20 protein-coding genes and 1 tRNA gene are annotated in these 24326 nt (G+C 33.9%); 13 read left to right on the top strand and 8 right to left on the bottom strand.

Annotated features, from left to right (window positions below):
* The first annotated feature begins 37 nt into the window (after positions 1–37).
* Entirely contained in the window at positions 38–2728 is a 2691-nt protein-coding gene (locus V7M80_RS05660; RefSeq protein WP_333694652.1) for an AsmA-like C-terminal region-containing protein, read from the top strand.
* Between the two features lie 38 nt (positions 2729–2766).
* On the opposite strand, the gene V7M80_RS05665 is transcribed toward V7M80_RS05660, so the two are convergent.
* Positions 2767–2839 (bottom strand) — tRNA-Phe (locus tag V7M80_RS05665).
* A 98-nt stretch (positions 2840–2937) separates the two neighbouring features.
* On the opposite strand from V7M80_RS05665, the gene V7M80_RS05670 reads away from it, so the two are divergent.
* The 7 genes from V7M80_RS05670 to V7M80_RS05700 all read left to right on the top strand — a co-directional run bounded on the left by V7M80_RS05670 (position 2938) and on the right by V7M80_RS05700 (position 10619).
* Positions 2938–3672, top strand: coding sequence for a type III pantothenate kinase (locus tag V7M80_RS05670; RefSeq protein ID WP_333694653.1), 735 nt, complete (start codon positions 2938–2940; stop codon positions 3670–3672).
* Positions 3665–4918 carry a hypothetical protein gene (locus tag V7M80_RS05675; protein ID WP_333694654.1) on the top strand — a complete coding sequence of 418 codons (1254 nt, stop codon included), beginning with the start codon at positions 3665–3667 and terminating at the stop codon, positions 4916–4918. Before V7M80_RS05670 ends, V7M80_RS05675 begins: the two co-directional genes overlap by 8 nt.
* 19 nt (positions 4919–4937) lie before the next feature.
* Positions 4938–6293 carry a tetratricopeptide repeat protein gene (locus V7M80_RS05680; RefSeq protein ID WP_333694655.1) on the top strand — a complete coding sequence of 452 codons (1356 nt, stop codon included), beginning with the start codon at positions 4938–4940 and terminating at the stop codon, positions 6291–6293.
* A 26-nt stretch (positions 6294–6319) separates the two neighbouring features.
* Entirely contained in the window at positions 6320–6853 is a 534-nt protein-coding gene (lptC, locus tag V7M80_RS05685) for an LPS export ABC transporter periplasmic protein LptC (RefSeq protein WP_333694656.1), read from the top strand.
* A gap of 23 nt (positions 6854–6876) precedes the next feature.
* Positions 6877–7065 (top strand): hypothetical protein, encoded by a 189-nt coding sequence (locus tag V7M80_RS05690; protein ID WP_333694657.1) that lies wholly within the window; start codon positions 6877–6879, stop codon positions 7063–7065.
* Between the two features lie 61 nt (positions 7066–7126).
* Entirely contained in the window at positions 7127–8338 is a 1212-nt protein-coding gene (locus V7M80_RS05695; RefSeq protein ID WP_442902345.1) for a hemolysin family protein, read from the top strand.
* Positions 8339–8516: 178 nt separating this feature from the next.
* Entirely contained in the window at positions 8517–10619 is a 2103-nt protein-coding gene (locus V7M80_RS05700) for a peptidylprolyl isomerase (RefSeq protein WP_333694659.1), read from the top strand.
* A gap of 47 nt (positions 10620–10666) precedes the next feature.
* Here the strand turns inward: V7M80_RS05700 and V7M80_RS05705 are convergent, their stop codons facing one another.
* Together V7M80_RS05705 and V7M80_RS05710 are read right to left on the bottom strand one after the other, a co-directional pair.
* Positions 10667–11581, bottom strand: coding sequence for a GYDIA family GHMP kinase (locus V7M80_RS05705; protein WP_333694660.1), 915 nt, complete (start codon positions 11579–11581; stop codon positions 10667–10669).
* A gap of 6 nt (positions 11582–11587) precedes the next feature.
* The gene (locus V7M80_RS05710) at positions 11588–12904 is read right to left on the bottom strand and encodes a hydroxymethylglutaryl-CoA reductase, degradative (protein ID WP_333694661.1); all 1317 of its coding nucleotides are present in this window, start codon (positions 12902–12904) and stop codon (positions 11588–11590) included.
* 178 nt (positions 12905–13082) lie between these two features.
* On the opposite strand from V7M80_RS05710, the gene V7M80_RS05715 reads away from it, so the two are divergent.
* Genes V7M80_RS05715 through V7M80_RS05735 form a run of 5 tightly spaced genes read left to right on the top strand, consistent with a single transcriptional unit; the run spans position 13083 to position 19304 of the window.
* Complete coding sequence (locus tag V7M80_RS05715; protein ID WP_333694662.1) at positions 13083–15257, top strand: S9 family peptidase; 2175 nt, start codon at positions 13083–13085, stop codon at positions 15255–15257.
* Positions 15258–15266: 9 nt separating this feature from the next.
* On the top strand, positions 15267–16802 hold the full coding sequence (locus V7M80_RS05720; RefSeq protein WP_333694663.1) for a peptide MFS transporter: 1536 nt from the start codon (positions 15267–15269) through the stop codon (positions 16800–16802).
* A 10-nt stretch (positions 16803–16812) separates the two neighbouring features.
* Positions 16813–18342, top strand: coding sequence for a peptide MFS transporter (locus V7M80_RS05725; protein WP_333694664.1), 1530 nt, complete (start codon positions 16813–16815; stop codon positions 18340–18342).
* Between the two features lie 48 nt (positions 18343–18390).
* Entirely contained in the window at positions 18391–18849 is a 459-nt protein-coding gene (locus tag V7M80_RS05730) for a thioredoxin family protein (RefSeq protein WP_333694665.1), read from the top strand.
* A 2-nt stretch (positions 18850–18851) separates the two neighbouring features.
* Positions 18852–19304: a thioredoxin family protein gene (locus tag V7M80_RS05735; RefSeq protein ID WP_333694666.1), complete on the top strand. Its 453-nt coding sequence runs from the start codon at positions 18852–18854 to the stop codon at positions 19302–19304.
* A 3-nt stretch (positions 19305–19307) separates the two neighbouring features.
* Here V7M80_RS05735 and V7M80_RS05740 read toward each other — a convergent pair whose 3' ends face one another.
* Genes V7M80_RS05740 through surE form a run of 5 tightly spaced genes read right to left on the bottom strand, consistent with a single transcriptional unit; the run spans position 19308 to position 24238 of the window.
* Positions 19308–21335, bottom strand: coding sequence for a ComEC/Rec2 family competence protein (locus V7M80_RS05740; protein ID WP_333694667.1), 2028 nt, complete (start codon positions 21333–21335; stop codon positions 19308–19310).
* A 40-nt stretch (positions 21336–21375) separates the two neighbouring features.
* Positions 21376–22038: a C40 family peptidase gene (locus V7M80_RS05745; RefSeq protein WP_333694668.1), complete on the bottom strand. Its 663-nt coding sequence runs from the start codon at positions 22036–22038 to the stop codon at positions 21376–21378.
* A 41-nt stretch (positions 22039–22079) separates the two neighbouring features.
* Entirely contained in the window at positions 22080–23192 is a 1113-nt protein-coding gene (lpxB, locus tag V7M80_RS05750) for a lipid-A-disaccharide synthase (protein WP_333694669.1), read from the bottom strand.
* 1 nt (position 23193) lies between these two features.
* Positions 23194–23469, bottom strand: a complete 276-nt coding sequence (locus V7M80_RS05755; RefSeq protein ID WP_333694670.1) for a hypothetical protein — start codon at positions 23467–23469, stop codon at positions 23194–23196.
* Between the two features lie 4 nt (positions 23470–23473).
* On the bottom strand, positions 23474–24238 hold the full coding sequence (surE, locus tag V7M80_RS05760; protein WP_333694671.1) for a 5'/3'-nucleotidase SurE: 765 nt from the start codon (positions 24236–24238) through the stop codon (positions 23474–23476).
* Positions 24239–24326: the final 88 nt, after the last annotated feature.

Raw genomic sequence — 24326 nt, forward strand, 5'->3', positions numbered from 1 at the left:
ATTTGTCTTTCTTGCGTTACTTTTTATACTACCTAAATTGTTTTCCCAAACAATTGAAAATAAAGTAAAAGAGTTTGCCAATGCTAAAATAAACGGTGAGCTAAATTTTGGAGAAACTCAATTATCTTTTTTTACTCATTTCCCCTCATTAACCCTTACCCTCGAAGATTTTTGGTTAAAGGGTTCAAAACCTTTTGAAAAAGACACGCTACTTTCTGTAAAAGAAGTTTCATTTGGAATTAATGTAGCTTCGGTTTTATTTGGAGAAAAAATAAAAATCGAAGAGATTTATATTTCAGAAGGAAAAGCCAATATCAAAGTTTCAAAGCAAGGGTACCCCAATTATAATATTTATAAAAGTGATACACAAACTACCGAATCGGATACTTCCTCAACTTCCATACAATTGGATAGAATTGATATCCGAAAACTAGATTTAACCTATTCTGATTTGTCAACCAAAATTGAAATTAAAGCTCTCGGATTTGATTATTTAGGGAAAGGAAATTTACATGAATCACTTTTTAATCTCAAAACAAAAGCCCAAATTGAGGCTTTTGATTTTACGTTTGATTCAGAAAACTATCTTAAAAATAAAAAAGTTAATGCCAACCTTGTTACAAAAGTGAACACAAACTCATTAGAATTGTTTTTTGATGAAAATAAGTTAATGATAAACAAATTACCGGTAGACTTTAAAGGCAAGTTGGATTTTTTAAAAAACGGATATAATCTTGATTTTACGGTACAATCTCAAAATAGTTCGTTAGAAAATTTTTTCACGGCTTTACCGCCGCAGTTTGTGACTTGGTTAGAGCATACTCAAGTTAAAGGTAAAACCGATTTGTATTTTTCTCTTAAGGGCAAATATATTGCCGAAAAAAGTTTAAAGCCCGATATACATTTCAATATGAAAGTGAGAGAAGGTTATATTTCAAATAAAAATGCACCTATTGCGGCAAGTCATATTTTTTTAAATTTTGACACCCAATTACCGGCTTTAGATGTGGAACAAATCGGGGTTAAAATTGATTCTGTTTTCTTTAATGTTGGACAAGATTATTTCAATGGGAATATCAAACTAAAAGGGTATTCAAAACCTAAATTGGATGCCAGAGTTCGGTCGCAACTTAATTTAGCTCAATTGGACGAGGCTTTGGGGCTCAAAAATTTAACCTTAAAAGGCATCTTTAAAGCCGATATTACTTCAAGAGGAGCTTATGATAAAGCTTTGGGTCAATTTCCAGTAACCAAGGGTAGTTTCAGTCTAAAAGACGGTTTTATACAAACTCAATTTTATCCAAATCCAATAAAAAACATTCAAGTTGTGGCTAAACTTTCCAACTCAAATGGCAATTTTGCTGATTCTAAGTTGTTTTTGGAACCTTTATCTTTTGTTTTTGAAGATAAACCCTTTGTGGCGAATGCTTCATTTCAAAATTTTGATGATGTTTTATATGATATAAATGCAAAAGGGATACTAAATATTGAAAAGATTTACAAAGTTTTTAATAAAGAAGGATTGAATGTTACCGGTTTTGCAGATGTTGATGTGAGTTTTAAAGGGAAACAAAGTGATGCCACATCTGGTAAATTTCAAAATTTAAAAAATACAGGACGATTAGATCTCAAAAAAATAAAAATAAACTCTGATATTTTGCCTTTGCCTTTTGTAATTGAAGAAGGTCAATTTGTTTTCAATCAAGATCGTATGTATTTTGATGCTTTTACTGCAAGCTATGGCCAATCTGATTTTAAAATGAATGGGTATATGAATAATGTAATCAATTTTATGTTGTCTGATTCAGAGATTTTAAATGGGAATTTTTCGGTTACATCTCGGTTTTTAAATTGTAATGAATTTTTAATACCAACTCCAATTGAAAATGAAGAGGAACCCGTTGTGGAAAATGGTGTTATGCTTTTACCTCAGAAATTTAATTTCAATTTCAATGGAGATTTTGCAAAAATAAAATTGGATGAAACTTTGATTGAGAATTTAAAGGGGAAAGTTCAAATCAATAAAGGACAGCTTCAATTGATAAATACAAGTTTGAGTATTGCAGGAGCAAAATTGGTATCTAATGTAATTTATGCACCCGAAAATTCTAATAAAGCTCATTTTGATTTATCAGTAAAAGCATCAGATTTTGATATCAAACGGGCTTACAATGAAATACCTCTATTCAAAGAAATGGCTTCGGCAGCAGCTTACGCCGAAGGAATAGTTGCATTAGACTATAAATTATCCGGAAAGTTGGGATCTGATATGAGTCCAATTTATCCGTCTTTAACCGGAGGGGGAGTTTTAAGTGTGAAGAATATTAAAATGAAAGGTTTTAAGATTTTTAATGTAGTAAGTCAAAAAACGGAAACCAATGCCTTGCAAGATCCCGAACTTTCAAAAGTATCTATTCGTACTACCGTAAAAAATAATATTATTAAATTAGAACGATTCCGTTTTAAAGTTGCAGGTTTCAGACCCAGAATAGAAGGCGAGACGAGTTTTAATGGGGATTTGAATATAAAGATGAGGTTGGGACTGCCACCTTTGGGTATTTTAGGAATACCAATTAAAATTACAGGATCACAGGAAAATCCTAAAATAGGTATAGGAAGAAAATCAGAAGATTTAAAAGAGATTGAGTATGAAGAACCAGCTCCAAACGGTGATTTGGAAATCAAAAAGGAAGTTTTACCCCAAACACAAAAAGATACAGTAGGATAAAATTAAAAAAGCCTGAATATTTCTATTCAGGCTTTCGGTGGTACCTCCAGGGATCGAACCAGGGACACACGGATTTTCAGTCCGTTGCTCTACCATCTGAGCTAAGGTACCGTGGCAATGCGGGTGCAAATATAGTGTGATTTTTATTTTATCCAAAACAATTGTAAAAAAAATTCATTGCGTACCTTCGCAAAATTAAATTTAACACCATGAATCTAGTTTTAGATGTTGGAAATACCCGAATTAAAGGTGCTGTTTATGAGGGTAATATACAAAGGGATACCTTTGTTTGTCTGTCGAATGAAATTTCAGAAAAAATGGAAGTTTTTTTTCAAAAACATCCTCAAATAAAGCATTTAGTTGTTGCGTCGGTTGCAAATTTTAATGAGCAAGTCTTAAATAATGTGCCTCAAAGCATTTCAATCCATCACATTTCAAGAGATGATAAGTTTCCTTTTGTAAATAAATATGCTTCCCCAAATACACTAGGAATAGATCGCATGGTATTAGCCTCCGGTGCAACATTGCGATTTCCAAATCAAAATAGATTAGTAATAGATGCGGGCACGGCTATAACCTACGATTATATAGACGATAAAAATCAATATTGGGGTGGAGCTATTTCTCCAGGTATCAAACTTAGATATGAAGCTTTGCATCAATTTACAGCAAAACTTCCCCTTTTAGAGTTTGCCGAGCCACAACATTTTATCGGAAATTCAACATTTGAAGCTATTCATTCAGGTGTTGTAAATGGTGTTATACATGAAATTGACGGCTTTATCAACCAATATTTGCAAGGAAACCAAAACTTTACAATAATTTTAACGGGAGGAGACGCTGATTTTTTGGCTAAAAGATTAAAAAATACCATATTTGCCAATTCAAATTTCTTATTAGATAGTTTGAATGATTTATTTCAATACCAAACACATAATGATTAAAAAAATAATCGTAGGCGTTGTCTTACTTATTTCGACACTTTCTTTTGGACAAGAGGGAACAGCCTCTCCTTATTCTTTCTACGGAATTGGAGATGTAAAGTTCAAGGGGGCAATAGACAACAGATCAATGGGAGGTGTTTCTGTTTTTTCAGATTCCATTCACGTGAACTTACAAAATCCGGCTTCTTTTTCGAAGTTAAAACTGACCACATTTACAGTAGCAGGAAATTACAATTCTGTAGGTTTAAAAACTAGCTCAGAGTCAGAACGGGCACAAAGAACCACTTTGGAGTATTTAGTAGTAGCTATGCCTATCTCAAAAAAGTTTGGAGCTTCAATTGGGCTTTTGCCTTTTTCTTCTGTGGGGTATAAAATTCAAAATCTAAACAGTGAGCCGGGTCAGGTGAATAATCTTTACGATGGTTCAGGAGGTGTAAATCGAGTATTTGCTGCATTGGGTTATTCTATAACCCCACACTTGAGTATTGGAGCCGATTTGAATTACAATTTTGGTGATATTGCCACAAAGAATTCAACTTACATTACGGGAGTAGAATTGGGAACACGTGAAATAAATGAGAGTAACATTAGCGGGGTTAATGTGAATTTCGGATTAATGTATTCTCGAAAAGTAAGTGAAAAGCATACGTTGTTTTCAAGTTTTGTGTATGCACCTGAAGGGAAATTAACTTTACAAAATCAAAGAACCATAGCTACAGTATTGTTTTCTCCTGTTTTTGGCGAAATTCCTCAAGTTGAGGAAGAAATACCCGTTTCGAATACCCGCCTAAAGATACCGTCTAAGTTTGGTTTTGGGTTAGGATTTGGAGAGGAAAAGAAGTGGGGAATTGGAGCAGAAGTTACATTTCAGGAATCAAGTCAGTTTGGAAACCGGTTTAATGATATTCAAAATGCAAGCTTTGAGAATAGCCAAAAAATAAGTGTTGGAGGTTTTTATATACCTAATTATTCCTCCTTTACCAGTTACTTTAAAAGAGTTACTTATCGTGGCGGATTTAATTACGAAAATACCGGATTGCTATTAAATAACGAGCAGATAAATAATTATGGCATAACTTTTGGTTTAGGTCTTCCGGTTACAGGTTCTTTTTCTAATATTAATCTGGGAGTAGAGTTCGGAAAACGCGGAACAACCAACGCCGGTTTGATAGAAGAAAATTATTTAAATGTAAGTATTGGTTTGTCACTAAACGACAAATGGTTTGTTAAAAGAAAATATGAATAATACAGAAATTTTTAAGATTATGAAAACTACATTAAGTATTGTATTTGCCTTTATAATTGGAATGACTAGCAGTAGTGCTCAAACACCTGCAGATTGTGCTGAAAAATTATCAATCTTTAACGAGCTCTGTAAAGCGAAAGATTTTGATAGTGCCTATGAGCCCTGGATGTATACTCGTAAAAACTGCCCAACGTTCCATCAAGCTATCTATATTAGAGGGGAACAAATTTTAAATCACAGAATAGACAAAGCAAAAACACCTGCTGATAAAGAAGCAGAAGTTAAAGAGTTGGTTAAAATGTTAGGGGAATTTGATACACATTTCCCAGATAACGGACGTGGTAACCGTATTAAAAAAGCTATGGCTTACTTTGAAAACAATGTAGGAACACCAGCAGAAGTTTATCAATTGTTAGACGATGCTTTCAAGAATGATCGTGCCAATTTCTCCAACCCTAAAGCATTATATGTATACTTTGAAATTTATGTAAATGATTTTGAAGCCGGAACAAAAGGAATTAAACTTCAAGATTTATTTGCTAAGTACGATATGATTTCAGATAAAATTGAAGAAGAGGAAAAACAAGTTTCAGATGCTTTGGATGTGTTATTGCAAAAAGAGGAAAGTGGAGTAGAATTGTCAGATAAAGAAAACACTTCGAAAAGCAATCACCAAATTAACCTAGATGCTTTTCAAACAATTAGAACAAGTATGGATAACAAAATTGCTCAGTTGTCTACTTGTGACCGACTTATTCCATTTTTAGGAGGAAGTTTTGAAGAGAAAAAAGGAGATGCAGAATGGTTGAAAAGAGCTGCTGATCGTTTAGACAAAAAAGGATGTTCATCAGATCCATTGTTCTCAAAAATATCAGATGCTTTACATGCTTTAAATCCAACGGCAGAGTCTGCCTACAATTTAGGGGTTTCGTTTTATACTAAGAAAAACACAGCAAAAGCATTGGAGTATTTCAACCAATCGGCTGAATTACAAAAAGACAACAATAAGAAAGCAAATGTGTATTATACTATTGCAAGAAATATTTATGGGAACTCCAATAAAGTTCAAGCTAGAGCCTATGCTGAAAAAGCACTGGCAGCCAAGCCTTCTTTTGGTGAAGCCTATGTGTTTATTGCTCAGTTGTATGCCAACAGTGCAAACGAATGTGGTGATGATCCGTTTGAAAAGAGAGCTATTTATTGGTTAGCAGCTCAAACAGCCCGTAAAGCCGGAACGGCATCTGGTACTGCTGCTGCCGCATCTTATGATAAATTGGCTCCATCCAAACAAGATATTTTTAGCTCCGGAAGAGCCGGTCAAACTATTAGTTTCAAATGTTGGGTTGGTAAAAGCGTTGCGGTGCCCAATTTGTAATACCTATGTCATTGCTTAAAAAAATATTGAAAAATAGTGTCACAGTTTTTGCTGTGACATTGTTTTTTGCATGTGAAAGTAATTTTAAAGAAATTCAGAAAATTAATGTATCTGAGTTTATGGCAACCGGTGAAGCCGACACTATCAATTTGAAATACACCGATTCCGGAAGAATTAAAGCAGTTCTTGTAAGTCCTAAAATGTTTGATTACGGTAACGAAAAGTATCCTTTTATGGAATTTCCAAAAGGCGTTGAAGTAACTTTATATGATCAAAATGGGAAGAAAAATTTTATCAAATCCGATTATGCCATTACCTTCAAAGGTACTCAAATTATCGATTTGCAAGGAAATGTAAAAATGACTTCAGATGGAGGCCAATTCTTAGAAACCGAACAATTGTATTACGACCAAAAAAATGAATGGTTTTTTACCGAAAAAAAGTTTAAATTTACAGACCCTTTGAAAGGAAACACCTCCGGTCAAGGATTAGATTTCAGCAAAGATTTTAATCGCATCAATTTTCAAAAAGTTTATGCCGAAATCAACGAAGCAGAATAACTTGTAAACTTAAATCAACTGTAATGGCTTATCTTAAATACATTCAATATTTTTATCTTTTTGCATTTGCCTTTTTTATTTATTTAGGCATAGATTCTTTTCAATCGCAAGAAAGAAACCCTTGGTTGATGTTTTTCTTTGCTGCAATGGCACTTTTTATGTTTTTCTTCAGAAGAAAGTTCATTAACAAAATGAACAACACCAAAAAATAAAGCTTTGTTTGAAATTAGTGTAATTGTTATCTGTTTGCTTTTATCGGCTTTCTTTTCCGGTATGGAGATTGCATATGTTTCTTCAAACAAAGTATTCTTGGGCATCGAAAAGATGCAAGACGGATTAGTAGCCAAAATTTTGAATAAAATTACCGAAAAACCATCTAAGTTTATTGCTTCTATGTTGGTTGGAAACAATATTGTTTTGGTAATTTACGGTTTTACAATGGGCGATTTAATCGTGAGTTGGTTGTATCCGGAATATGCAAACAGTTTAAATCTTCCTTTTTCAGTATTGATGGTGCAGACTTTGTTGTCAACCATTTTAATTCTCATTACAGCCGAATTTTTACCAAAGGTTTTCTTTCAAATTTACGCCAATACTTTTGTCAAAATATTTGCAGTTCCGGCTTATTTTTTTTACCAATTACTCTATTATTTAACCTCTTTTGTAATTTGGATTTCAGATATTATTTTAAAAAGGGTTTTTAAAACTAACGGAGATCAAACTCAACTTTTTTTCAGTAAAGTAGAGTTGGGAAATTACATTACGGAACAAATGAATACAGTAGACGATTCAAAAGAAGTTGATTCTGAAATTCAAATATTTCAAAATGCTCTAGAGTTTTCGGGTGTAAAAGCCAGAGATATCATGAATCCAAGAACCGAAATTGTTGCAGTAGAAATTCACGATTCAGTAAAAGATCTTCGAGAAGTTTTTATTGAAACAGGCTATTCAAAAATTTTGGTTTATCAATCTTCTTTGGATGATATTATAGGGTATGTACACTCTTTTGAAATGTTCAAGAAACCCAAAACGATCAAATCAGTGTTAATGACGGTTGAATTTGTGCCCGAAACGATGTTTATTAAAGATGTATTGAATGTTTTAACCAAAAAAAGAAAAAGTGTTGCTGTGGTCTTGGATGAATACGGTGGAACATCCGGTATGATTACGGTAGAGGATATTATTGAAGAATTGTTTGGTGAAATTGAAGATGAACACGACTCGGATGAAACTTTAATCGAAGAACAAATAAAAGAAAATATATACCGCTTTTCTACCCGTTTGGATGTGGAATACTTAAACGAAACCTACAAGTTAAACATACCGGAAGAAGATTCTTACTCTACTTTGGGCGGATTTATTATGAATCATACCAAAGAGATTCCGCAAAAAGGCGATTATATTGAAGTTGGAAATTTTCATTTTGAAGTCGAAGAAGCAACCAGCAACAAAATCGAGTTGGTTACCTTAAAAATCTCAGAATAAATTTATTTTTAAATATAAAATTTCAACAGATTTTAGCAACTAACTGGAGTTTCTTTTTAAACCATTACCCACAACTTTAAATCTTTTGTGAAAAATTAAAATTAAATGAAATTCTTTATAATTATTTCATAGATAATTGTATTTTCGCAAACTGAAATAAAATTAAACATATTAAAAAATGGCGATTTTAGGTAAAATTAGACAACGTTCTTTTATACTCATTGTAATTATTGCTTTAGCATTATTCTCTTTCGTACTGGCAGATGTAATTCAAAGTGGCGGTTTTAGTCAATCTTCAACAAATGTAGGAAGTGTGAATGGAGAAGATATTGCTTTTGAAAATTTTAGAATAAAAGTAGCAAATACAGAAAAAAGCGGTCAAGGAATGTCTACTACTCAAGCGGTAAATAGAGTTTGGGAGCAAGAGATTAATGTAGCATTATTGTCTGAAGAGCTTGAAAAATTAGGAATCAGAATTAGTGAGAAGCATTTGATTGAAACACTTAAAGCCGACCAGAATTTTGGTCAAAATCCAAGTTTTCAAAACGAGCTAGGGCAGTTTGACATTAACAAATACAGACAATACATCAAATCCAGCAAAAGTCCTGAAGAAATTCAATACTATGAGTCTATAGAAGAGAATGCCAATATCAATGCAAAATATCAAATTTATGGAGCTTTGGTAAAATCGGGTTATTTTACAACTCAAAATGATGCCAAATTCAAATACAACATGGAAAACAATAAAGTTACTTTTGACTTTGTTGCTGTTCCTTATTCTTCTATAAAAGACAGTGAAGTTACAGTGTCTGATAAAGAATTATTGGATTACATGAAAAAGTATCCAAAAAAATACAAAGCAGACGAAACGCGTGAGATTGAATATGTTATTATTGAGGATAAAGCTTCTGAAGCTGACAAAATTGAAATCAAAAATAAGTTGACTTCTTTCTTGTCTCCTCGTGTAGTTTACAATGCGGCTACAGCCAAAAATGATACTTTACCTAGTTTTGCAGCAACTTCAAATACTATTGAATTTGTAAATGCAAATTCTGATTTCCCGTATGATTCTACCTATTTAGCCAAGTCTGACTTACCGGCAGAATTTGCGGAAACCTTGTTTAACTTACCGGAAGGTCAAGTTTATGGTCCTTATGTTTATGGAGATTATTATGCTCTAAGCAAATCAATGGGAAGAAAAGCAGGAGCTAAAGCTAGAGCGAGTCACATTTTGATTAGTTTTACGGGGTCTAGAGCACAACCTAAAGAAGATCGTACCAAAGACGAAGCTAAGGTAAAAGCTGAAGGTATTTTAGCCCAAATCAATGCCAATCCGGATTCGTTTACATCTTTAGCACTAACTACTTCTGAAGATCAAGGGTCTGCTCAAAGAGGAGGTGATTTAGATTTCTTTGGACCAGGTCAAATGGTTCCGGCTTTTAATGACTTTGTATTCAACAACGGAGTGGGTAAAGTTGGTTTAGTTGAAACAGAGTTTGGATACCACATTATTAAAGTTACAGACAAGCAAGATGCCATTCGTTTGGCTACAATTGCTCAAAAAATACAAGCTTCAGAAAAAACGGCAGAGGGTGCTTATGCTAATGCAGTAAAATTTGAAATGGCTGCTACTGAAAAATCTTTTGAAACGGCTGCCAAAGAGCAGAAACTAACCATTGAACCCTCTTTGCGTGTTAAAATATTAGACGAAATGTTGGGTCAAGCCGGTCCACAAAGACAAGTAATTCGTTGGGCTTTTGAAAAAGATACCGATGTAAACGATGTGAAACGCTTTGAAATTCCAAAAGTGGGGCATTTGGTTGCTCGTTTGAAAAAAATAAACGAAGAAGGTTTCTTGGCTATTGAAGAAGCACGTTTACAAGTTGAACCTATTTTGAAAAATAAGAAGAAAGCAGAAAAGATTATAGCCAAAATGAAAGGGGCATCTCTTGATGCAATTGCTAAATCTAATGCGGTTCAAGTTCAAAATGCACCAGATGTAACGTTAGAAACACCCGTTGTAGCTTCTGCCGGTTTTGAACCTAAAGTTGTTGGAGTTGCTTTTGCTACACCCGTGAATAAATTGTCTGCACCTATTGAAGGTAACGGAAGTGTTTTTGTTATCAAAACAACAAACCGTACAGATGCATTACCTACAATGAACTATGGTAATCAAGTAAATGCGTTAAACAGTCAGAATGCTTCTGCTTTGGGTAGAGTGTTTCCTGCCTTGAAAGAAAAAGCCAAAATTAAGGATAATAGATTCCAGTTTAACTATTAAGAATTTATTTCAGTATAGAATAAAAAATCCCGGATATCCGGGATTTTTTATTTTAAAATCATTTCATCAAATGGTATTACAGTATGAAACCCTCTTTCTGTGAAATACCCTGTAGGATTCTCTTTTGAAATGGCCAATATAAAATCGCCACCCCATGCTCCTAAACTCTTAATAGTGCCTTTAAAATCATCAAACAAAGCTTCTTTAATGGTGCTAGTTTCTAAAACATCGCTTAAAATATTTTCGTGCTTTTCCATCGAATAGACAAACGTTTTAAAATCCGGATTAGTAAGTACAGATTGTGTTATGGCATTTATTTTTTCGATGGTTTTACCAATCTCACTTTGTTTATTCATGTAGTTTGCAATAGCTGTTTTACTACTTTGTTTTCTATTTAAATAAACAAAAAATAGGTGATTTCTGTATTCGGGATAAAATACAACTCTTTTAAAAATAGGTTTTTGGTCTACCAATTGATATATAATAGGTGTATTTTTTTGAGCACAAGCAATATCATAACCACTTCCTCCAAAACTGCGTTGCAATAGTTCAAAAGCATCAATCTTTAACCATTGTCCTATATTATTAATTAAAGTAGATGAAGTGCCTAAACCCCAATTCTTGGGAAACGAGAGTTGAGTTTCAATGTTAAATCCGTTTTTGTCTAAAAGAAAATCGGGATTCATTTGGAAGGCTTCATGCAATATCTCCAATAAGGTATTTCGAACCGAATTTTCGGCATCAAACGGTTTTTTGATGATTTCGTCAAACGTAAAGGCATCTTCAAACCAAATACTTCCGTCTTGATCCAAACTTTTCCAAAGAATCTGCTTTGATAATTGGGGTTCTACAGTTAGGTTTTGACCAAATTTTGTAGGTAATGCTAAAGCTAATGCTCCGTCTAGCACCACATATTCTCCGGTTAAGAGTAATTTTCCGTTGCTGTAAAAGGTTTGTTTCAAAGTAAATTATTTTCTAATTTCTTCCAAATATCCCGCCACAGAAGCATGTGAAATCGTATTGTCTTTAAAATATTCGGTTACTCTCACACGTTCCTCAGGTGTAGCTTGGTATTGATTTAAAATGTTGTTTAAGTGCATTTTCATGTGACCTTCCTGAATACCTTTGGTAGTCAACGATCGTAAAGCTGCAAAATTTTGTGCCAAACCAACGGCGGCTACAATTTGCATTAATTCGCGAGCTGATGGCTTTTCTAAAATGGCTAAATTCAATTTTACCAATGGGTGTAATGATGTTAAACCGCCCACGGTTCCTAATGCCAAAGGAATTTCCAATGCAAAGGTAAAAATACCATTTTCAATCGCAGCCTGTGACAAACTACGGTATTTACCATCGCGAGAAGCATAAGCATGTGCTCCGGCTTCCACAGCTCTAAAATCGTTACCGGTTGCTAAAACTACGGCATCAATTCCGTTCATGATGCCTTTGTTGTGTGTTACCGCTCGATAGGGTTCAATTTGTGCAATTTGAACGGCTCTTACAAATTTTTCTGCAAACTCTTTTGGGTTGTCTATGTGTTTTTCGGTCAATTCTTCTAGGGTACAGGAGACTTCTGCACGCACGATGCAATTTGTTACATAATTAGACAAAATACTCATCACTACTTCTATGTTTTTTTCTTCTTCCGTAAAAGATTCAAAAATGTGAGCTTCGTGTTTCAAGGTTTTGGCAAATTGTTCCAAACACGAATTGATGAAATTGGCACCCATGCTGTCTTTGGTTTCAAATGTAGCGTGGAGTTGATAGTAATTTTCTAATTCAGCGGTTTTATCATGTAACACAATGTCTAAAATTCCACCCCCACGTTTTTGCATGTTGGCAGTAATGCTGTTGGTTTCATCGTAGAATTTTGATTTCGTTTGATTAAAAAAATCAATTAATTTCGATTTATCTCCTTTATAAATAAAATGAACTTGTCCGATTTTTTCGGTGTTCAAAACGGTTGTTTTAAATCCGCCACGTTTTGACCAAAATTTAGCCGATTTTGCCGCAGCCGCCACCACCGAACTTTCTTCAATCACCATCGGAACGGTATAATTTCTTCCGTTGATGTTAAAATTAGGAGCAATTCCTAAAGGCAAATAAAAGTTGGAAATGGTGTTTTCGATGAATTCGTCATGCAATTGTTGCAGTTTTTCATCAGAATTCCAATACTTTTTAAGTAAAGCAATAGCTTCATCAGGTTGCGAAAAATACTGTTGTGCAATCCATTCAATTTTTTCAGTTTTGGATAATTTGGAAAATCCGGAAATCTCGTGGTTCATGTTTAGTTCAAATTGTGATGCAAAGATAAGGAAGAAAAAGTATCGATACCTTTTTCATAAAATTATAAATTGACTCACGATTGCATTTACATAAACCCAAAATTGCTATTTAACAGAAAAAAACACGATTTATTCCGAATTTTTCACTAAAATTGAATCTTTTTTTAACGCATCAAAAATGAATCAATTCTCAAAGCTCGTTTGTTTCTTACTTCTTGTATCGGCATCTGCCATTGCTCAACAAAAAATTACTTTAGAAGACATCTGGTCCTCAGGAACTTTCAGAACAAAAGGAATGGATGCCCTTCAGGCTCTCAAAAATTCCAATCAATATACCGTTTTAAATTTTGACAGAGCTTCACGAACTTTTCAAATCGATTTGTATGATTTTGCAACCTTAAAAAAGGTCAATACGCTAATTGATACCAAAAATCATGTCGAATTAACTTCTATCGATAGTTATACTTTTAATGCTACTGAAACGCAACTGTTGATTGCCTTAAATTCTGAGCCAATTTACCGTCATTCGTCTGTTTCTGATTATTACTTGTATGATTTAGCTACAAAGAAATTGCAAAAAATTGCCGATTATAAAATTCAAGAACCTACTTTTTCGCCAGACGGAAAAAAAATGGCGTATGGTTATCAAAACAACTTATATGTTTTAGACTTCGCAACATCAAAGCACACTCAAATTACAACAGACGGAAAGAAAAATCATATCATCAACGGAACTACCGACTGGGTGTATGAAGAAGAATTTGGATTTGTGAGGGCTTTTGATTGGAATAGTTCGAGCACTCATTTGGCTTACATTAAATTTGATGAAACCGATGTTCCCGAGTTTTCAATGGATGTGTATGGTAAAGAGTTATATCCTTCGCAAGAAGTGTTTAAATATCCTAAAGCGGGTGAGAAAAATGCAGAGGTTAGTTTGCATATTTACGAAGTAGCAACTACTACTACCCAAAACATTAATTTAAATCAATACAATGATTTTTATATCGCTCGTTTAAAATGGACGAATGATGCCAATGCATTAAGTATTCAGGTGTTAAACCGTCATCAAAATAATCTGGATTTACTTTTTGTGGATGCCAAAACCGGAACAACCAAAGTGGTTTTAAATGAGAAAGATGCTGCTTACGTGGATGTGACGGATAATTTGACTTTTTTGAAAGACAATAGTTTTATTTGGACTTCCGAGAAAGACGGTTTCAATCATATTTATCATTATGATAAATCCGGAAAATTGCGAAATCAAATCACCAAAGGCAATTGGGAAGTGACTTCGTATTATGGTTTTGATGAGAAAAACGGACAAATTTATTACCAATCGGTTGAAAATGGTTCCATTAATCGAGATGTGTATAAAATCAAATTAGATGGAAAAGGTAAAATGCGTTTAACTACCAAAACCGGTACCAACAAAGCAACTTTTAGTCCAAATTTTCAATTTTTCATCAATTCATTTTCGAGTGCTACCGAACCCACTTCATTTACGTTGAATAATTCCAAAGACGGAAAGCAAGTTCAATTGATTGTAGATAATAAAGAATTAGCATCAAAACTAGAAAGCTACGACCTTCCCACCAAAGAGTATTTTGAGTTAATAACCGAGAAAGGTCATAAACTGAATGCCTACATCATCAAACCAAAAGATTTTGATGCGTCTAAAAAATATCCATTATTGTTGTTTCAATACAGCGGACCGGGTTCACAACAAGTGGCGAATCAATGGTTAAATTCGAATGATTATTGGCACATGCTATTGGCACAAGAAGGCTATTTAGTAGCTTGCGTTGACGGAAGAGGAACCGGATTCAAAGGAGCAGCTTTCAAAAAAGTAACTCAAAAAGAATTAGGAAAATACGAAGTTGAAGACCAAATTGATGCCGCAAAAGTATTTGGAAATTATCCCTACATCGATAAAACCCGCATCGGAATTTGGGGATGGAGTTATGGTGGTTTCATGTCCAGCAACTGCATCTTAAAAGGAAATGAAGTATTTAAAACGGCTATCGCAGTTGCTCCGGTAACCAATTGGCGTTTTTATGACACAATTTATACAGAACGCTACATGCAAACGCCACAAGAAAACGCAAGTGGTTATGATGATAATTCGCCCATCAATCACGTAGATAAACTAAAAGGAAATTACCTTATCATCCACGGTACTGCCGATGATAACGTACATTTTCAAAATGCAACCCGAATGATTCGTGCTTTGCAATTGGCTAACAAACAGTTTGATCAAGCTATTTATCCAGACACCAACCACGGAATTTATGGTGGAAAAATACGCTTACAATTGTATACTACAATGACTAATTATATCAAAACTAACCTATAAATAGAACATATGACAAACGATACTTCTCAAGTTAACAAAGAATTTTTGGGTCATCCAATTGGTCTTTTTATATTATTTTTAACCGAAATGTGGGAACGATTTTCATTTTATGGAATGAAAGCACTTCTCATTTACTATTTAGTAAAATACCATTTATTTACAGATGAAGCCGGAAATTTTATTGTTGGGGGTTATGCAGCAATGGTATATGCATTACCGGTTGTAGGAGGTTATCTCGCCGATAAGTATTTAGGTTTTAGAAAAGCTGTAATCTTTGGTGGTGTACTTTTAGTTTTAGGACATTTAGGTTTAGCTTATGAAGGTCATCAAGCCTATTTAGCAGAAAATGGCGAATTAATTCAGGATACTTTTGCTTTACAGGCCTTTTTCTTTTCATTGTCTTTGATTATTTTGGGCGTTGGATTTCTAAAAGCAAATATTTCATCTATAGTTGGGGCCTTATATGAAAAAGAAGATATTAGAAGAGATTCTGGATTTACTATATTCTACATGGGTATAAACTTAGGGTCATTTGTAGCAACTTTATTATGTGGATGGCTTGGAGAAAATTATGGATGGGGTTACGGATTTGGAGCTGCTGGAATAGGTATGATTTTGGGTTTAATAACGTTTATATATGGTCAAAAATATTTAATGGGAAAAGCAGAACCCAAAAATCCTGAAATTTTGACTAAAAAAGTATTTGCTGGAATAAACGTAGAATGGTTAATTTATATTTTATCGATTGCGAGTTTAGTTGTTATCGCTCAAATGGTTCAACGTCACACTGTTGTAGATTGGACTTTACGCATAACAGGAGCAATCGCTTTACTAATGATTATATTTTATAGTATAAAAGAAGAAAAGATTATACGTGAACGGTTATTAGCTTTAACCGTTTTAATCGTTTTCTCCGTAGTTTTTTGGGCTTTGTTTGAACAAGCATATACATCAATGAACCTCTATGCAGACCGAGTTTTGGATCGTCAATTTTTTGATTGGACAATTCCTGGCCCTTGGTTCTTAAGTTTGAATGCACTTTTCATAATTTTATTTGCACCATTAGTAGCAAGTTTATGGGTGAAACTTGGAAAATATAATCCAAATACACCGGTAAAGTTTGCATTTGCAATTATATTAGTAGGATTAGGATTTGGAATGTTAGTGATAGGAGCAAATGTAACTCCTGAAGGTGCAAAAATTGCTATGATATGGTTAGTTTTGGCCTATTTTCTTCATACCATGGGTGAACTTTGTCTATCTCCGGTTGGACTTTCATCAGTAACAAAATTAGCACCTCAAAAAATTGTAGGATTTATGATGGGGGTTTGGTTCTTAGCAACAGCTAGTTCTGAATTTATTGCAGCTGTATTAGCTAATTTAGCTAAGATTGATACAAAAGGCGGAGAAGTAACAGATGTAACTGTTGCATTAGCCAGTTATACCGATTTATTTTCTAAATTATTCTGGGTTGGATTAATATTTGGAGGAATCCTATTGTTGTTATCCCCCTTGTTAAAAAAATTAATGCACGGAATCAAATAATTATTTACCAATGACAACATCTTCAAACGACTTTTTTAAAACTCAAGTTCTAGGTCATCCTGCAGGGCTATTTGTATTGTTTTTTACCGAAATGTGGGAACGTTTTTCCTATTATGGAATGCGTGCCATTTTGGTTATTTTTTTAATATCCACTTTTGACAAAGGCGGCTGGGAATGGACAACGGAAAAAGCAATGGCTCTATATGGAACTTATACTATGGGGGTATATTTGACTCCGGTTTTGGGCGGATTATTGGCTGATAAATTATTAGGTTATCGCTGGGCTGTAATTATTGGAGCATTTATTATGACCTTAGGTCACGCATCTATGGCAATTGAAACCGAATTCTTTTTATATGTTGGTTTAGGTTGTTTAATCATCGGGAATGGATTGTTTAAACCCAATATGACTTCTATGATTAGTCATCTTTATAAAGATCATCCGGAAAAGAAAGATGGTGCCTATTCTATATTCTATATGGGTGTAAATGCTGGTGCATTTCTAGGAATTATGCTTTGTGGTTATATTGGCGAAAAAGTTTCTTGGAGTTTAGGTTTTGGATTGGCCGGAATTTTTATGTTCTTTGGGATGTTACAGTTTTTCTTCACTCAAAAAATATTTGGTGATGTTGGCCTATCTCCAGTTAAAAACAAAAGTGAAAAAGTTGTAGAAGATGCAACTCCTGCTAATATCATAAGAGATAGAATGATTGTGGTTTTTATTTTTTCTTTGTTTACGGTTTTCTTTTGGGCAGCTTTTGAACAAGCAGGTGGCTCAATGACCATATTTGCTGAAAAATACACTCAAAGAATACTCGAAGGAAATGCCGGTTATTCATTCAAAATTATCGATGCTATTTTAACTATATTGCCTCTTGGGATCATTTCCTATGTATTGGCAAAATTATTTTCCAAAACATTTTCTAAGTATTCATTAGGAAACATCATTTTATCTTTAAGTTTTATCATTATTTGGGGGATTGTGATTTGGAAAGTAAATAGAGAATTTAGTGCCACAGAAACAGAAGTTCCGGCAACTTGGTTTGGAATTTTAAATTCGTTGTTTATTATCATTTTTGCACCTATGTTTTCAAAAATATGGGAAAGCAAATACAATTTACCCGGTGCCGTTAAATTTGGTGTTGGTCTTATTTTATTGGGAATCGGATTTGGATTTTTAGCTTTTGGAGCTCAATCAATAGTAACTGGAGAAGATTTTGTAAGGGTAAGCATGGTTTGGCTTATATTGGCCTATTTATTCCATACTTTAGGTGAACTTTGTTTATCACCGGTTGGATTATCCTATGTGAGTAAGTTAGTTCCTGCAAAATGGATAGGAGTGATGTTTGGAATTTATTATTTGTTTATTGCAATGGGTAATAAGTTGGCCGGGTCAATGGGAGGTATGATTGAGAAAATATCCAACGAATACTCGCTAAGCACTTTTTTCCTTATTTTTACAATTGTTCCCATAGGAATGGGAGTTCTGATTTCGGCTTTAAATCCGATAATCAAAAAATTAATGCATGGTGTGCGATAATCTCGGCATCATTTTTGAAAAAATACAAAATTGAAAAAATTTAATAGTATGAAGAAGTTATTTTTAGTTGTGGCCTTCTTGACGGTTGCGTTCACTCAAGCACAAGAAATCAAGTGGTTAACTTTTGACGAAGCAACTGCACTTCAAAAGAAAAATCCGAAACCTATTTTTATGGATGTGTATACCGATTGGTGTGGCCCCTGTAAAATGTTAGACAAAAACACGTTTCAAACCAAAGAATTTGCAGATTATATCAATGCCAATTATTATGCGGTAAAATTTAATGGTGAAGGAAACTCTGTAGTGAATTACAAAGGCAAAAAATATTCCAATCCCGGCTATGATGCCACTAGAAAGGGTAGAAATAGTATGCACGAATTTACAGGTTTTTTACAAGTACAAGGCTATCCTTCTATGTATGTAATTGATGCAAAAGGTGAAATTGCCAAAGTAATAGTAGGATATTATCAAGCAGAACAACTTTTACAAGAATTAAAATCTATCTAAATATGAAAAAAGTATTGCTTATTGGATTCATTTTGTTTTCAATGACCTCAGTAAGTGCTCAAGAACTTACATGGCATACCGATATTAATAAGGCTATTGAAATTTCGTCACGTACCAAAAAACCAATGCTTTTGTTTTTTACCGGTAGTGATTGGTGTGGGTGGTGTATCCGTTTGCAAAATGAAGTTTTCAAAAAACCGGAATTCCAAGAATGGTCTAAAAATGTAGTTTTAGTAGAGCTTGATTTTCCCAGAAGAACTCAATTGGAAGAAAAATTAAAGAATCAAAATGCCCAATTGCAACAAATCTTTCAAGTAACCGGATATCCTACAATTTGGTTTGTGAATCCACAAAAAAACGGAACTCAAATTAATTTACAACAATTAGGAAAAACAGGCTATGTGGCCGGAGGTCCCGCAGCTTGGCTTCAAGTAGCGAATCAATTTTTAAAGTAACACCTATATTTTAATCTTAAAGTATCCTTTTTCGCTGGTTGAGTGAAAAGGGATACTTTTTTTTCTACAGGTTTCTTTCCACAGTTCGATAGCATATAAATAGTTACTGCCATCTGCAATTATGATTTCAGGCTGGAGCGTATCTATAAGTCGTTCAAGATTAATTTTGGGCGTTTGTGTAAGTATAACAATATCGGGCTTTTGAGGAATGAAGTAGATTCCGTTTTGGTCTACCAATAAAATTTGATTCCTATTGATACTGTATACGTTTTTTAATGGTAAGGTTTTTTTAACGGTTGCAAAATTGGATCGGATATAGTTTTTAATAATGTAGTTAGTAAGAGCCATAGTATCAGGACTAATCAGTACCAACTCGTTATTTTCCTTAATTCCCATGATGGTCTTTTGGGGATATTGAAAAACTATAAATTCACTTTGACTTTTGTGATATGCTATACTGCCATAAAGAGCAAATTGAAAACCAATCAATCCCATAAGTATGAATTTGATATTTGATTTTTTCGGGTTTTTAAAGTAGATAACTCCCATTAAAATAAGAATCAGCGAAGCAATTGTAATGGCTAAATTTGAAGGTATGTCTTCAAATATAAAGGTGTCTAATGCGGCTATTTTTTGAACAATCTCATTCATCAAGCTAATGGTCTTTCCAAATGCTTGAACTACAAGCGATGATGGAATTCCAATGTAGAATGCTAAAATGGAAATTATTCCTAAAATAAGAATTAAGGTAACTAATGGTATGACGGCTAAATTGGTTATAAAAAACAAGCCGGGAAATTGATGAAAATAATATAAACTTAGAGGTAATACTCCAAGTTGGGCAGCTATTGAAACGGTAAAAATCGAATAGAAGTAGCTTGCAATTTTATTTTTAGGTTGATACCAAGATGATAATAAGGGTTGAATTGTTACAATAGCCAAAACAGCACAATAACTTAACTGAAATCCTACATCAAAAACATAGTTGGGTTCAAATAACAACAGAATAAAAATTGAAGAACCTAAAGTGTTGTAAATATTTGTATGCCTTTTGAGATACATGCCTATTGTGACAAATGAAAACATGGTTACAGCTCGAACAACAGAAGCAGATAATCCCGATAGAAGTGCAAACAACCAAAGTAACACTACTAAAATAATTGCCGTTATAAAACGACCTCTTTTGATTTTTTTTAAAGGATCTAACACGGTTTTAAACAAAAACAATAATATCCCTACATGCAATCCCGAAATAGCCAATATGTGTATAGCCCCCGACTTTGAATAGGCATCTGTTATTTCGGGATTGATGTTTTGCTTTTGACCAATTAATAAAGCTTTGCAAATTGATAATTGATCTTCTGTTAATCCCGAATTTTTAAAATATTCCTCAATCGAATTTCTACTTTTTTCTAGATAATAAGCCGTGTTTTTATGTATCCCAATGATTTTAAAATTGTTGTTTTCCAAATACAGTTGATCAAAAACATCTTTCTTTTCTAGATATCTGGAATAATCAAATTGATAAGGATTGTGGGGTTTAATTATGGGTTTTATTTTGGAGGAAACTACGATTTTATCTCCTATTTGCAGGGTGCTAGTACTTTCTTTTTTTGATAGAATTACTAATAATTTACCACTGCAAATTTTACCATTTACAGAGTTCACTTTCAAAAAGTATTTGTTCGAATATGCATTAGGTTTTAGTTTTTCAGTGATAATACCTTCAACCCAAGATTTCTCTTGATCATAATGTAAATCATTGGAGTAATGACTTTTAAAATTGGGAGGGTAATGCACTGCAAAGAGTAATAACCCAAAAGTAAAAGCCAGTTGGTAAGTAGCTAAACCAAAAAGAAACCGAAGATTAAATTTTGTTTGAGCTATAAAATAACCCAATACAAAAAGGATACAACTTCCCCAAAGCACAAGAAACGTTGTGTTTAGAGAGGGTCTAAATTGATCTGCAAGACAAATCCCTAAAACAACAAAAAGGGTAAAAATTAAAAGGGGAAAACGTATTACCTTCATACAGACGAAGATAATAAAAAAACAAGAAAAAAATTACAAATTACATTAATTCATTGCTAAGAATTCGATTGGCTTGAGCAAATGTTCTTTGGTAGTAAGGTTCTTTAGTCGAAGAAATAATTACCCCACGTTGAACAGAAGAATGAATAAACAATATTTCGTCATCTTTAACTTCGGTTACCAATCCCACATGATTGATAACTTTTCGACCGTTTGTTCTAAAGAAAACCAAATCTCCTTTTTTGATTTCAGAGGTTTTTAGTTTGTTACCCACTTTGGCCATATCATTGGAACTGCGAGGCAGAGTAATGTCAAACTCTTTGAAAACCGTAAATACCAAACCTGAACAATCCATACCTGCAGGGGTAGTACCGCCACCTCTGTATCGAACACCGTCATATTGAAGAGCCGTGTGAATGAGTTGTTTTACAAAATAAGAAGTACCATCATTATCCGGTTCGTAATCGTCTTCGGGTTCTGAGATTTTTGTTTTTTTGGATTTTGTACTTTCTTGTTTTTTAGTTTCTGCAATTCCTTTTGAAGTTGATTTTAAATTATTTTTGGGTAATGTAGCCGTATTTTGAGGTTCAGTGTAAAGACCTTTACTTTTGGCCTCTTCTTTACTGGTAACAATAACCGAAGCAGTGGGTTTACAACCCACCAAACTCAATAAAAGAACGATTATGTATAAAGTTTTATTCAAAAAATAATTTTTTACAAAGTTATTAAAACCTGATTTTAGAATCAAGAAATACTTTTCAAAATCAAATGAGCTACTTTATCACTTGCTCCAACCCCGCCTAATTTTTCCTCTAAAAGGAGGTATTTATTCTGGAGTTTATTTCGGTAATTTTCGTCTAAAATTTTTGAAAGTTCATTTTTTATATTGTTTCTATTGCATTGGTCTTGAATCAATTCGCAAACCACTTCTTCATCCATAATCAAATTTACCAGAGAAATGTATTTTAGCGTAATAATTCTTTTGGCAATTTGATAGGATATCCAATTTCCTTTGTAGCATACTACTTCCGGTACTTTGAATAAAGCGGTTTCCAGAGTAGCGGTTCCGGATGTGACCAAAGCAGCATGTGAAATGCTAAGAAGGTCATACGTTTTGTTGGATATAAAATGAACGGTTTTCTGGGTTAAAAATTGTTGATAAAATTCAAAATCTTGACCTGGTGCTCCGGCAATAACAAATTGATAATTCGGAAAATCAGGAACTATGCTTAGCATTTCAGTCAGAAGCTTATTTATTTCTTGTTTTCGGCTTCCGGGTAAAAGTGCAATAATGGGTCTCTCATCTAAGTTGTGTTCTTTTCTAAATTGGATTTCATCAACTTTCTCTCGGGAATTTATGGCGTCAATGAGTGGATGCCCAACAAACTCAACGGGGAATTGATGTTTTTTTTCGTAAAAATCCTTTTCAAATGGAAGTATGACATACAGTTGGTCAAAATCTCTTTTTATGGCTTTGATTCGGTTTTCTTTCCAAGCCCAAATTTGAGGTGAAATATAGTAGTGAGTGGGTATCTGACGTTTTTTGGCCCACTTTGCAATTCGCATATTAAACCCGGGATAGTCAATAAAAATAAGTACATCTGGGTTAAATTTTACAATATCATTTTTACAAAAAGAAATATTTTTGAGGATGGTATTTAAGTTAAACAAAACTTCTGCAAACCCCATAAAAGCAAGTTCTTTGTAGTGTTTTACTAAATTTCCACCGGCTTTTTGCATCAAATCGCCGCCCCAGCATCTTATCTCGGCATTGGGGTCTTTTGATTTTAGAGCTTTAATCAGGTTGGAACCATGTAGGTCACCCGATGCTTCACCGGCTATGATGTAATATTTCATTTTAAACAAATAAAGTAATTAAGGTAATAAGAAGCGTGGCCAATACGACACCTCGTGCCATAAGTTCCTTGTTGAGTTTTAATAAAATAAAAAATACAATGAGATTGGGTACAGCTCCTAGAGCTATCAATTTGCCCAGAGACTTTTGAGCTTTTAAAGCTTGTATTCCCGGCCAAAATTCGTATGCTGTAAAAAATTGAATAAACAAATACGAGCCAATGAAAGCACATGTTATTCCAATAATCAATCCCAGTATTATAAATTTAACTTCTTTCATGATGCTAAAATTTGTAAGTGTTCAATTTTTGAATGGCATGATGGGCTGTCAAATCAAATTGAACCGGTACAACGGATACAAAACCGTTTTTGAGTGCCCATTCGTCTGTGTCTTCACCATTATCCATATTTATAAATTCGCCGGTTAGCCAATAATAATCTTTGCCTTGAGGTGTTTTTCTTTTGTCGAATTCTTCTTTCCAAAAAGCTTTAGCTTGTCTACAGATTCGGACTCCCTTGAATTTTTCAATTTTAGGAAAATTTACATTCAAAATTACCCCATCAGGCAAACCTTGGCTTAAAACCTCTTGGGCTATAGTTTTGATAATTTCTTTTGCGGGTTCAAAATTGGCATTCCAATCGTAATCTAAAAGCGAAAAACCAATGGCTGGAATTCCTTCTATGCCGGCTTCAACTGCGGCACTCATGGTACCGGAATAGATTACATTGATAGAGGAGTTAGAACCGTGATTGATTCCCGAAACGCATAAGTCGGGTTTTTGTTTGCAAATTTCATTTACAGCCAGTTTGACACAATCTACAGGAGTTCCGGAGCAACTGTATTCTTCATTTAAATCGGGGTCAAAATGTACCCGATTTATAAATAGCGTATTGTTAATGGTTATGGCATGACCCATTGCACTTTGAGGGCTATCAGGAGCTACCACAACCACATCGCCCAATTCTTTCATTACAGCAATTAAGTTACGCAAACCGGGAGCCGAAATACCATCATCATTGGTTACTAAAATGAGCGGTTTTTTTTTCATACAAATGTGTGTTTCTGGGAAAACAAATTTAATCTACATATTGGAGATTCCCACAAAGAGTAACAAAATTAACTATTTTTAAGAATTG

This window comes from Flavobacterium sp. (assembly GCF_036759525.1).
GTDB lineage: Bacteria > Bacteroidota > Bacteroidia > Flavobacteriales > Flavobacteriaceae > Flavobacterium.